General features: G+C 38.2%; 1 pseudogene. It reads left to right on the forward strand.

The features are described from left to right. Positions 1 to 788 (forward strand): annotated as a pseudogene (locus HFK82_RS05860) (IS3 family transposase); the annotation flags it as partial.

The raw sequence follows: 788 nt of genomic DNA on the forward strand, positions 1-788 counted from the left end.
CTTTTCTCTCGATTATACTCTTCCTAACATAGGAACTCTTTCCAATTGGCTAGTACAATATAAGAAAAATGGGTATGCTATTGTTGAGAAAACAAGAGGGAGATCTTCTAAAATGGGACCTAAAGCGGAGAAAACTTGGGAAGAAATGACAGAGTTAGAACGACTTAGAGAGGAAAATGAGCGTCTACGGACCGAGGTGGCATTTCTAAAAAAGTTGAGAGAAGCTCGCTTGAGGGACGAAGCAAAAATGCGCGAACAACAGCGACAATTAGAGAAATGGTTAGAGGAGGATTTAGATTAGATATCCTTTTAGAGTGTTCATGTTTAGCTCGTTCAACTTACTATTACCACTTGAAACAGCAAAATAAGCTTGACAAGAACAAAGCTCTTAGAGCTAAAATCAAGACGATTTATGATGAGCATAAAGCTAATTATGGCTATCGTCGTATCACTTTGGAACTAAGAAACCAAGGCTTTTTGGTCAACCACAAAAAAGTGCAACGCTTAATGAAACTCATGAATGGAACGGCACGCATTCGCCGCAAACGTCACTATTCATCTTACAAGGGTGAAGTTGGTAAGAAAGCCGATAATCTCATCCAATGTCAGTTTGAAGCTTCAAAGCCCTATGAAAAATGTTATACAGATGTCACAGAATTTGCTATTCCATCGAATGTTATCATGAATTTCTTAATCAAAAGGGAATTCGTCCATTCATGTCCCGTAAAGGCAATAGCCCAGATAATGACATGATGGAATCCTTCTTTGGTATCTTAAAATCAGAAATG

Source organism: Streptococcus alactolyticus, from assembly GCF_012277075.1.
Classification (GTDB): domain Bacteria; phylum Bacillota; class Bacilli; order Lactobacillales; family Streptococcaceae; genus Streptococcus; species Streptococcus alactolyticus.